We start from the raw sequence: 10493 nt of genomic DNA, 5'->3' as shown, positions 1-10493 counted from the left end.
GCACCCCTCGCGCGCAAAGATCTCGTGCAGCTCGCGGGCAAGCCAATCCAACGCGTCGCGCAGCGAGCCGCGCCACGCCTGGCTCGTGCCGTCGCCTGGTGTCATGCGGCAGCCGCACTCGGACCGCCAACGCTCGACGCCGTGCGAACAGCTCCACGAGCTCGGCGAGACGAGGATCGCATCGTCGGTCGGCGGATTTCTGGCAAGAAACGACGCGAAGTTTTCGATCCGGACGCCATTGCCCTCGCCAACAATCCGAAGCGCGCGGGCGAGTGCCATCTCGCCGAAGTGATGATGGTGCCCGAAGGTCTCTCCATCGACGACGGCCGCGGTGAGCGCGACATCTTTGGCCTCGTTGTCGTCGCTCGCACCGCCCGCACCGCCCGCACCGGGCGCAAGACGACGCGCGAGCAGCGCGCCATCGGTGAGCAGGGGGCCAAAGGCTATCCCGCCGGAAGTCTCACCGTCATAAACGCAGAGCGCGATCGTCCGTCCTTTTCCGGCGCGAAAACTGAGTGGCAACCCGCTCGGGTTGCGCGCCTCGACCTGGTGCGGTGCGAGAACGGTGAACAGGATGCCCGCCTCCGCGAGCACTTCGAGTGTCTGGTCGTCGCACGCAGTCTCCGGCAGCCACATGCCCTCCGGCTCGCGCGCGAAACGCCGCCGGAAGTCGGCGATTCCCCATTTTACTTCCGTCACCTTATCGCGTCGCGATGCAAGCGGAAGGATCGTATGATGGTAGGGCATCGCGATCGCGTTGCCGTGCCCTAGACGCGCGACGCTGATGCGGTCTGCGTCCAGGATGGCGGCGTATGTCGCGGGCGCGCTCCTTTCCATCCATTCAAACAGCGTTGGCCCGATATCGAAGCTCATCGCCGCGTAAAGATTGTCCCGGTGCGCGACACTTCCGTCAGCCCCAAGCACGCGTGCGCCCGCCATCGGCGCGTAGCACTCGCTCTCGATGCGCTGGTTCCAGTCATGAAACGGCGCCGCGCTCGGCTCCCTGTCGACAACGCCGGTCCATGGGTTCGCACGCGGTGGCTGATAAAAGTGGCCGTGCACCACCACTGATTGCGTCACGCCGGCAGACACGACCTCAACGAGTCGAGAACGTTGGGGAAAATCGCATCACGAACGTGCAACTCTTCCGCGAGCTGGCGCGCACTCTCGAGATCGCCGTCACCGCTCCTCAGTGCCTCCATCAACTTTGCACAGTCAGCGATGTGAAGGTTGATGCGCGCCTCGGCATAATCTGCTGCTTCGCCGGTGGTAATGATGAACTGCCAATCGGACGACTGGGCAAGCAACAGCTCGCGCGCCGCCTGCGCCAGAATGGAATGCAGCTCCGGCCGCCGGATCGCGTCGGGAGCCACGCGCCAGAACTCTTCCTCGAGCGGCCAGAGCTTCTCCCAGGTCCATGCGGTCTCGGGATTCAGCCACATGCTCCAGTCCCCGTCCTTCCCCCAGGAACCAGCAGAGAGACGAAGTGCATCGTCCGAGCGTGCGTTGTCGAGGTGCGACGACGCCGTTACCGGCCGCACTTCGCCCTGGATGTCGATCTGACGGTAGAGCTCCTCGACGAAGTCCACGCCCTCGAACCACCAGTGCCCGAACAGCTCGGTGTCGAACGGCGCAACGACGAGCTCCCCACCGCGTGATTGCACCGCTCCGCCAACGCGGCCGAGCAGTCTCGCAAAATGCCTCGCGTGTCGCAGCACCTGAGTACGCGCGGCATCCGGGTCGTACCCTAGCTTGTCGCCGAGACCCGCCGTCTCCGACGTTACCCGCCACATCTTGAGGCCACCGGGATACCGAATCTTGTGAAACTCGAGATAAGCACCGTCGCCAGGGTAGCCGCCGTGCCGCGACCAGACCTGCATCGACGAGCGCGGGTCGCGAATCAGTGCGCGGGGCGCCAGTCGCTGGCCGTGCTCCCCAATCCAGTATGGTCGGTATGGCGAATGCTGCGTGCGTGGCTCCCTCGCCTGCCGCGCCTGAACCAGTTCGCGCGGCGATGTCGGAAGCTCGCCGTAAACGCCGAGCGGGCGACCCGCACCGGCCAGATGCGCGTCGACGAAAACGAAGCGTACGCCGGCCTCCATGAGAAACGTCTCCAGCCCGTCCCGATGCCGATACGCACGAGCACTCGGCAACGGCTGCCATGGGCCCGCCGGACGGTAGGCGCATTCAGGCATCCACAATCCCGCCGCACGTTTCCCAAACAATCGCTCATGCTCTGCATGGCCAACCGCAAGTTGAAAGCGGATGCTCTCATCGCGCGCCAACAGTGGAAGAAAGCCGTGGGTCGCAGCCGAGGTGATGAGCTCGAGGCGTCCGTTCTCTTCGAGTTCTCTGAATGCTCCGAGAATATTTCCGTCGAGAGAGTCGTAGAGCGCCAGCAGGCTGTGGAGGCGATTTCGCCAGTATCCGACGACCGGAATCAGGTGCGAGTCGGCGGTGTTTCGCATGTCTGCTTCAGCCTCGTCGCACGCTTCCAGTCGCTGGCCAAAGAACTGGCGCAGCTCACTTTCGAACACGGCGCTCGCCAGCTGGTTGGCGAGGATGGGTGTGATGCCGACAGTCACCGGCGCGGCAATCTGCTCATCCGCGAGTGCGTTAAGCGAGTCGATGAGAGGCAGGTACGTGTCGACCGCGGCTTCGCAGATCCAGTCGCTGCCGTGCGGCCAGCGGCCGTGGTTCAGCACGTAGGGGAGATGACTGTGAAGCGCGAGAACGAAATCCATGGCGGCTGACTCAGCTCCCTGGGTTGGCGGCGGCGAGCGCGCGGCGATAGAGCTGGAGGTAGCGGCTCGCCGAGCTTTCCCAGCCAAAGTCGCGGCCCATCGCTTCGTGCATGCGAGGCCGCCATGCTGCCGTGTCGTTGTAGCGTTGCAATGCGCGGCCCACCGCATGGTCGAAGGCGCCCGGAGTGAACGCATCGAACAGGAACCCAGTTGCGTCGTCGTGCACCGTGTCGCTGATCCCACCTACTCGCCGCCCGATGACGAGCGCACCGTACCGTTGCGCGCGCATCTGCGTCAGCCCGCACGGCTCATACTCCGAAGGCATCAGCAAAAGGTCGGAGCCGGCAATCAGCCGATGCTCGATCTTGTCGGTGAACTTGAATTCGGAACTGACATGCTGCGGCCGCCGGGCGGCGATGCTCCTCAGTCCCGCCTTGTAGCGCTCCTCGCCCGCGCCGAGGAAAACGAATTGCGCATCGAGTGCGTTCAGTGCGCCGCTGGCAAGGAGAATGTCGAACCCCTTCTGCTTCACCAGCCGTCCGCACATCCCGAAAACGGGAACACGGCTGCGCTGCGGAAGCCCGAACGTCCGCTGGAGCGCTGCCTTGCATTTCGCTTTGTTCGACGTGTCGTGGCGCGTGAAGTTCGCGGTGATCTGTGTATCCGTTGCGGGATTCCAGATTTTCTGGTCGATCCCGTTCGTGATTCCCTGGAATCGCTCACCCATCGACGCAAACATAGCATGGAGTCCGAATCCTCCTTCCGGAGTGCGCAGCTCACTGGAGTGGCTTGGACTCACCGTCACCGCGAAATCACAGAACGCCAGGCCGCCCTTGAGAAGGTTGACCTTTCCGTACCACTCGAGCTGGTGGTAGTTGAAAGTTTCCGGAGGAATTCCAAGGTCGCCGATAATGGCCGGAGAAAAGTGTCCCTGGTAGCCGCCGTTGTGAACCGAAACAACAGCTGCCGTGCCCTGATATCGCCGGCGCAGATCCGCATAGGTGCGCATATAGACGAGCGCCAATGCCGAATGCCAATCGTGTGCGTGAACGAGCACCGGCCCCTTCACCACCATCGGGATCACTTCGAGTGCCGCACGCGTGAAGAGAGCAAAACGGCGTGGATTATCCGGATAGTCGGCTCCCCGTTCGACATAAATTCCGTCCCGGTCGAAGTATCCCGGGTGATCGACGAAGATGACCATTGGGCCACTCGTGATGTCGCCGTCGCGGAAGAAGCGCACCTGCTCGCGACGCGGGCCCACGTACACATCTACTGCTTTCCCGATCGGTACGAGATTCCTGGCGACGTTCCGTGCTTCGCGGTAAAGCGGCACGATGACGACTACCGGGATGCCCTGCCGCGTCTGGATGTTCGCAAGGCCCTGCACCGCTTCGGCGAGCCCGCCGGTGCGCGCGTAGGGAGTGTATTCCGCCGTGAGGTGAACCACAGTGACGGCATGGCCTGACGCCGAGCGGAGCGGTGACGCGTGCGAATTCCTGCGCGGGCGCGCGGTGATTCCGGGCACCATCGTCAGGAGGTCGGCGGGTTGTCCGGCGCAGAAGCTGGCGTCATCGAAGGAACGTAATAGTTCTCGACGTACTCTTCGAGCATGCGGCGCGCGGTGAATTTGCCACCGGCAACGCGCATGGCATTCTTCATCATCTCCACCCAGCCATGGGGAATTCCACCGGCGCGGTTGTAGAAACGGGGAACGACCTGCGATTCCAGGAGAGAATACAGGTGATCCGCTGTTTCGGCATCAGCGGCGTCATCGCTCGAGGCCTCGGGAATTGCCCAGCCGTTGGTTCCATCGAAGCCTTCCTCCCACCATCCGTCGATCGTGCTCAGTTGCGGGACGCCATTGAGTGCTGCCTTCATCCCGCTCGTGCCCGACGCCTCCAGCGGCACCTTCGGCAGGTTCAGCCAGAGGTCGACACCCTGCACCAATAGATGCCCGATGTGCATGTCGTAATCCTCGAGGAACGCCACCCTGCCCTCGAAGCGAGGATCCCGGGTGTAATGGTGGACGCTCTGCAATACCTGCTTGCCGGGGGTGTCTTCGGGATGAGCTTTGCCGGCGAAGATGATCTGCACCGGCCTCGACGTATTGATGAGAAGCGCGCGCAGCCGCTCGACGTCGTGGAATATCAGGTTCGCGCGCTTGTAGGTTGCGAAGCGGCGCGCAAAGCCGATCGTCAACGCGTCGGGGTCCAGCAGGAGCCCCGATCCCACCAGCTGCGCAGCTTCGTGAGAGCGTTTGGCAAACGCACGCCGGGCTTCCTCACGGACGAGCCGCATCAGCGCGGCCTTGAGACCGAGGTGTACCTGCCAAAGCCGCGTGTCGTCGATCGACAGAACACGGTCCCACGCGCCCGGTTCCGAAAAATGGGCCCCCCAGTGTGAACCAAAGTGCGGATCGAGCAGGGCCATTACCGGATTCGCCATCCATGTCGCCAGGTGTACGCCGTTGGTGACATGCCCGATCGGAACCGACTCGGTGTCACGCCCCTCCCAAAGGTTTTTCCAGAGCGTTCGTGTCACCACGCCGTGCCGTCGGGAGACACCGTTGACGCGGCGCGACAAACGAATCGCAGTGGACGTCATATGGAATGAATCGTTACCGGCTACAGGATGCCTGCCAATAGAAAGAAATTTCTCGCGATCGATTCCCATCTCTTTCCACACCGGGCCGGTACAGCTTGCGATCTGATCAGGCCCAAAGATGTCGTGGCCGGCAGGAACCGGAGTGTGTGTTGTAAAAGTGCTTGCCCCACGCACCGTGTGCATCGCCTCATCGAATTGCATCCCTGCAACTGTCAACTCTCGCAGGCGTTCGACAAGCATGAACGAAGCATGGCCTTCGTTCGCGTGCCACGCTGCAGGACTGTAGCGGAGTGCGCGCAGCACTCGCACGCCACCGACGCCGAGCAGCCATTCCTGGCGGAGGCGCATAGCCGGCCCGCCCGCGTACAGCTTGCTCAGCAACTGCCGATCGTCGGCATGATTCTGTTCGAGATCGGCGTCGAGAAGGATGATTGGCGTCCGCCCAACCCTCAGTTGCGATGCGCGCACGTGGATGTCGCGTCCGAACGTGTTAACGATCGCCAGATACGGTTCACCGGCTGGGCCTTCCAGCGCGGTGATCGGTGTCCGCGCCGTGTCGAATTTGACGTCGGTGTCCTCCTGCGACCCGTCGATGCGGATTCGCTGATCGAAATACCCGGCGCGGTAAAGAATGCCGACGCCGACGAGCGGGACGCCGAGATCCGACGCTGCCTTGCAGTGATCGCCCGCCAGCACGCCGAGTCCGCCACTGTAGATCGGTACGGAGCTGTGGAGGCCAAATTCGGCGCAGAAATAGGCAATGGTTTTGCCCCGAAGGTCTGGGTAGGTGCGGCTGAACCACGTATCGTCGAAGGAAGTTTCAGCCTCGAACCAGCGGATGACTGCGTCGTATCGTTCCAGAAAGGCCGGGTCCGTGGCGAGCGCGGCCAAGCGTGCTGGATCGATGTTGGTGAGAAGATCGACGGGATTGTGGCGATGGAGATGCCACATGTTTTCGTCGATCGAGCGGAACAGGTCGCGGGCTTCGCGGTTCCAGCTCCACGCCAGGTTATTTGCCACATCGTGCAGGCCGCGGATGCGTTCAGGAATGACGGTATGAATCTCTGATGGCATCGCGAAAAGTTATCTCAATCGTGGCCGACTTACACTTCGCCGGCATCCGGCCCCGGCAGCGCGTGATTTTGTCCATCTCGCGCGTTCAGCGCACAGTCGGTGGGAGTTTGTCAGGACGCTTTTTGCAGGGCACAGATGATGCAAGTGCCGACGGTTCGCGTTCCGCGATGGATTTAGCATTCTGTCTGAGAGGTATGGAGTGGGAAGTGAAGACGGTGCGGGAGCGCAGGTCGCAATGACCGCGATGGTGACCGCGGCTTTCCTTTCGCCGCGCGTACGCGGGCTGTTGCGGCAGGGGGCTGTGCACGGCCTTGCGGGAGTCCTGGTCGCGGGCGATGCCCTCGTTGCCTTCGCTCGTGGGGTGAGCGACGGAGTCCAAGGTGCGTCGGCGGCGCGAAGTCAGGACCTGCCGGCCGAGGGCCCACGCATGGAATCCAATCTGTACGCGCCCGGCGTCGCCAGTGAGAGCCCAGTTCCGGAGACCGTCTCCAAGCCGAAAGCCGGTTCATCAGTGCGAGGTACGGGGGCACGACGTCGTCCGCCACGCAAGTCGGCCGGCACTACAGCCACGCGCCGCGCCAAGCCTTCAGCGCCTGATCCGCCGACCAGGTCCCGCAATGGATGATCGCAACGCCGGCAGCGCCGACAGCCTGAAGCCCGCACTGCCGTCCCCTGCCTCGATCGTCTCCACGGCGCACCGCGCCGGCCAGGACGTGGGCAGATTCTCTGCGCTCGCTGCGTTTCGGTTGGGAGAGCTGGCTGCGTCGGCACTTGCCACTATCTCTACGAGCGGTACAGGGGGCCAGCCCTCCAAAGAATCTGGCAATGGTCAGCCGCACGGGGAACCCGAGGTGTCCGCGCTGGCACGAGCAGAGGCGATCGTGAACCGCGCGGGCCAGGAGGCGGGCGCAATGCGCGAGCGGCTGATGCGCTCTGCCGCGCTCGCGCGCGAACGGGCGGAGGATATCATGGTCGACGCGCAGCAACTGCGGCAGCACGGTCGCGACGACGCCACTCGGGCCTCTTGATGCCGCTCGCGTGATTCGGCTCTTCCGAGCGAGACGGGCCTGAGCGCGGAGGCATTCGAGGCCGCCGCCCATGTAGTTCACCGCTCGTCCGGGCGTATCCGCATTCGTCTTGCCCGTTTGTCTGGGGAAGAACACACTTACCTGGAGGCACGGCTGCGCCGCGAGCCCGGCATCCGCGATGTCCGGATCAACGCCCTAACCGGGAACCTCCTCGTGCAGTTCGACTCGAGGCTGACGAGCGAGGAGCGTGTCCTGGCGTCCGTCGCAGGCGTCGAGGTGCCGACCGCGCACGCGCGCACGACAGCTGCGAAGGTCAGCGCGACCAGGCCGGCTGATCCGATGCAGAGCCACCGGCTCGTGCAGAGCGGGACGCGGGTTGTCGGCAGCGCTATTGGCCTTGGCCTGCTGGCGGGGCGGCGGCTGCGCGGCGCAACCGGATCACCGGTATCGTCCGGAACGCCAGTTGTAGTGGCGGCCGCCGTCAGCGTTATCGAGGGGTTCCCCGCGCTGCGGGAGGGCGCTCGCCGCCATCTCGGGTCGGATGCTGCCGATGTGCTCTTCGGCGTGGCCACTATCGTCAGCCTTACCGCGGCCGGGGGCACTCTTGGACTCGCCCTCAGCGGCCTTGCGGCTACCCGCATGCTCGCTGAGGTGATGTCGCGCCGCGCCGCATGGCGCAGATACGAGGAGCGTGTCGACGGAACTCCGCCGTTTAACGCCGGGTCCAAGGTTCGACTGGAGCGGGGCGAGCGTGCGCCCCATGATGGGTACCGGTGGCGTGCTGGCCGCGATGCTCGTTCTTCCTCCGATGCGGGGCTTCCTCGGCCTGGTCGCGCCGGCACCGATCGGTTGGCTCCTCATCGGCGCCAGCTCGATCTCGTCGATGCTGCTGGCGAGGACGCTGGCGTGGGGGCGTGTGGGTCCAGAGAGAACGGTTCCCGTGATGAGTGTGTGACCGCGGTAACGGTTGCGCCTGTCGTCAGATTGCTCGATCATCATGCCATCGCGAATATGTCCAATAAATTGTTGACATACATCCCTGTGCCATTTATGTTCGACAGGAATGCCTGAAATTCTGCCGCAGGTTTACACTGGTATGACCAGTCTCTACATACCTCACGCCGCCCAGGTGGCCCATCACCTGGCACCGCCCTGTGCAGTCAGGTCACGTGCCGCCTGGCCGTCATATGGGGTCGGCCGCACCGGTGCCTGGATGGCCGCGCTCGTGCTCGGTGCCGCGAGCTGCCGAGCGCCTCTTCCCCGCGCCCACGTCATCACCATTCGCGGCTTCCAGTACGTGCCTGCATCATTGACTGTGGCACTGGGCGATACGGTACTCTGGAAAAACGCTGACCTCGTTCCGCATACGGCGACGGCAATGCAGAAGGAGTTCGACACAGGCGGTATCGAGTCCAAAGCGTTGGGTCAGTTCGTGGCAACAGACGCGGGGACACATCAGTATGTTTGCGCTTTCCACCCCACGATGCGCGGCACTCTCATCGTGCGATAATCGCAGGACCCGGTTTGGCTCGCAAACGCGGCCGGCCAGAAATCATACGTCGCGTCGCGACTAACAAGAGGAAGTTCACATGAAGACAATCACACTGCTCCTGACTACCGCCGCATTGCTCTCGGCCTGCAGCAAGGGCGACAACGAGGCCGTTTCAACCGATAGCACGGCCAGCGTCGCGCCACTCGCAACCGAGACGCCCGCGGCGAGCGCCACCCCGGCCGCACCCGCCGTTACAGATCCTCAGATTGCGGCCATTGTTGTTGCCGCCAACGACGCCGACATCGCCGGCGGGCGGCTGGCTGCGTCGACCTCGAAAAATTCGAAGGTCAAGGAATTCGCGCAGCGCATGATTACCGATCATTCTGGCGTCAACAAAGCCGCTGTCGCGCTGGTCACGAAGCTGAACGTCAAGCCGGAGGAGAGCGAGGTCAGCCGGCAACAAACTGACAAGGGAGCGCAGGTCCGCGAGTCGCTGAAGGGCAAGACGGGCGCCGACTTTGACCGCGCCTACATCGCAAGCGAAATCACGTATCACGTCGACCTCCTTGGCGCGATCGACACGGTGCTCATTCCGAGCTCGCAGAACGCTGAGCTGAAGGCTTTGCTCGAGCAGACGCGGCCTGCCGTGGAAGCTCACTTGAAGCATGCGCGAGAGCTGGAGGCCTCCCTCGGCCAGGGCTGACCGAACCACTCGCCAATACAACTGACCCAAGCTACAGTGCCAGCGCGCGCCAGGTTGCGCGGGGGCACTGTAGCTCACAATGGGCGTCGGGGATGTTTACCCTGTTGCCGGAATCACAAACCGGCAATGCGGCGACCCGGTCCGCTCACAATGCTCGCGGACATTCGCACCTGTAGTTTCGCTCAATAGAGCCTCGATGGCTGCGCAGGCATCGGGGCAGGCTGAGACGGCCTGCCCGATCGGACAGCCGAAGCCCTGGATTTCGAAGCCTTTTGCGGTTTTGGTCACTTGGACGTCTCCGCCCAGGGCAATCAGAAACGCTGCGCCATCGCGGACCCGAGCCTCGAGAGCCGCAAGAGAGTGGCCCGACCTGGGCATCGGTGCCAGGCGGCGTCCTGCTCGCCGCAACACGTCACGAATCTGGGTCGGTGTCATTGTTCTGGCCAGCTCTGAGAGCACCACTGCGAGTACCGGCCCATACGCATTGGAAAAGAGTGAATCCGAGGCAGACTTCGCTATCCCATAGAGGACTGCAGGTTTTCCGACGGCGCCTTCCCGGCGAACGCTCACAGCAGCGGCCACGCCATCTGCCTGAAGCGTAGCAAGTTGGGCGCGCACGGCGTTGTCGGTCAGAGAGAGCGCCGCCGCGAGTTCTTCTACGCTTTGTTCCTTACGCCGGAGCAGAGCGACAATCCTGCCGCGGGTTGTATTTCGGAAGTGTTTTTGCCACCACGCCATGATAATTCCCCGTTTTTGCTGTCGAAAGGTAGTCTGATTTTAAAAATTAGTCAAATTATCTCTTGACTTATTGCTGTATCTACCTATGTTAAATCACAGGGCAAACG

General features: G+C 63.2%; 10 protein-coding genes. 5 read left to right on the top strand and 5 right to left on the bottom strand.

Annotation, left to right across the window (positions count from 1 at the left end; translation table 11 throughout):
• The 4 genes from WKF55_02630 to glgP form a co-directional block, all read right to left on the bottom strand.
• Positions 1-1080 (bottom strand): hypothetical protein (locus tag WKF55_02630; protein ID MEJ7758469.1); only part of this gene is annotated, 1080 nt, incomplete at its 3' end.
• Positions 1077-2744: a 1,4-alpha-glucan branching protein domain-containing protein gene (locus tag WKF55_02625; GenBank protein MEJ7758468.1), complete on the bottom strand. Its 1668-nt coding sequence runs from the start codon at positions 2742-2744 to the stop codon at positions 1077-1079. The genes WKF55_02625 and WKF55_02630, both read right to left, overlap by 4 nt.
• 10 nt (positions 2745-2754) lie before the next feature.
• Positions 2755-4275, bottom strand: coding sequence for a glycogen/starch synthase (locus tag WKF55_02620; protein MEJ7758467.1), 1521 nt, complete (start codon positions 4273-4275; stop codon positions 2755-2757).
• A gap of 2 nt (positions 4276-4277) precedes the next feature.
• Positions 4278-6425, bottom strand: coding sequence for an alpha-glucan family phosphorylase (gene glgP, locus WKF55_02615; GenBank protein MEJ7758466.1), 2148 nt, complete (start codon positions 6423-6425; stop codon positions 4278-4280).
• 199 nt (positions 6426-6624) lie between these two features.
• Between glgP and WKF55_02610 the strand changes: the two genes are divergently transcribed.
• The 5 genes from WKF55_02610 (at position 6625) to WKF55_02590 (ending at position 9648) form a co-directional block, all read left to right on the top strand.
• Positions 6625-7050, top strand: a complete 426-nt coding sequence (locus WKF55_02610) for a hypothetical protein (GenBank protein MEJ7758465.1) — start codon at positions 6625-6627, stop codon at positions 7048-7050.
• Complete coding sequence (locus WKF55_02605; GenBank protein ID MEJ7758464.1) at positions 7043-7453, top strand: hypothetical protein; 411 nt, start codon at positions 7043-7045, stop codon at positions 7451-7453. The genes WKF55_02610 and WKF55_02605 overlap by 8 nt, the downstream gene beginning before the upstream one ends.
• 39 nt (positions 7454-7492) lie before the next feature.
• On the top strand, positions 7493-8524 hold the full coding sequence (locus tag WKF55_02600; GenBank protein MEJ7758463.1) for an HMA2 domain-containing protein: 1032 nt from the start codon (positions 7493-7495) through the stop codon (positions 8522-8524).
• Complete coding sequence (locus WKF55_02595) at positions 8517-8963, top strand: cupredoxin family copper-binding protein (GenBank protein ID MEJ7758462.1); 447 nt, start codon at positions 8517-8519, stop codon at positions 8961-8963. Before WKF55_02600 ends, WKF55_02595 begins: the two co-directional genes overlap by 8 nt.
• A 79-nt stretch (positions 8964-9042) precedes the next feature.
• The gene (locus tag WKF55_02590) at positions 9043-9648 is read left to right on the top strand and encodes a DUF4142 domain-containing protein (GenBank protein MEJ7758461.1); all 606 of its coding nucleotides are present in this window, start codon (positions 9043-9045) and stop codon (positions 9646-9648) included.
• 96 nt (positions 9649-9744) lie between these two features.
• On the opposite strand, the gene WKF55_02585 is transcribed toward WKF55_02590, so the two are convergent.
• Positions 9745-10386 carry an ArsR family transcriptional regulator gene (locus tag WKF55_02585; GenBank protein ID MEJ7758460.1) on the bottom strand — a complete coding sequence of 214 codons (642 nt, stop codon included), beginning with the start codon at positions 10384-10386 and terminating at the stop codon, positions 9745-9747.
• Between the last annotated feature and the right edge of the window lie 107 nt (positions 10387-10493).

Source organism: Gemmatimonadaceae bacterium (assembly GCA_037721215.1).
Classification (GTDB): Bacteria; Gemmatimonadota; Gemmatimonadetes; order Gemmatimonadales; family Gemmatimonadaceae; genus UBA4720.
Note: the sequence above shows the minus strand (reverse complement) of the source record. Positions and strands in the feature narration are given on the sequence as shown.

Coding starts and splice junctions, on each gene's coding strand:
- WKF55_02625 (MEJ7758468.1), bottom strand. CDS start 2,744: ATGGATTTCGTTCTCGCGCTTCACAGTCATCTCCCCTACGTGCTGAAC.
- WKF55_02620 (MEJ7758467.1), bottom strand. CDS start 4,275: ATGGTGCCCGGAATCACCGCGCGCCCGCGCAGGAATTCGCACGCGTCA.
- glgP (MEJ7758466.1), bottom strand. CDS start 6,425: ATGCCATCAGAGATTCATACCGTCATTCCTGAACGCATCCGCGGCCTG.
- WKF55_02605 (MEJ7758464.1), top strand. CDS start 7,043: ATGGATGATCGCAACGCCGGCAGCGCCGACAGCCTGAAGCCCGCACTG.
- WKF55_02595 (MEJ7758462.1), top strand. CDS start 8,517: ATGCCTGAAATTCTGCCGCAGGTTTACACTGGTATGACCAGTCTCTAC.
- WKF55_02590 (MEJ7758461.1), top strand. CDS start 9,043: ATGAAGACAATCACACTGCTCCTGACTACCGCCGCATTGCTCTCGGCC.
- WKF55_02585 (MEJ7758460.1), bottom strand. CDS start 10,386: ATGGCGTGGTGGCAAAAACACTTCCGAAATACAACCCGCGGCAGGATT.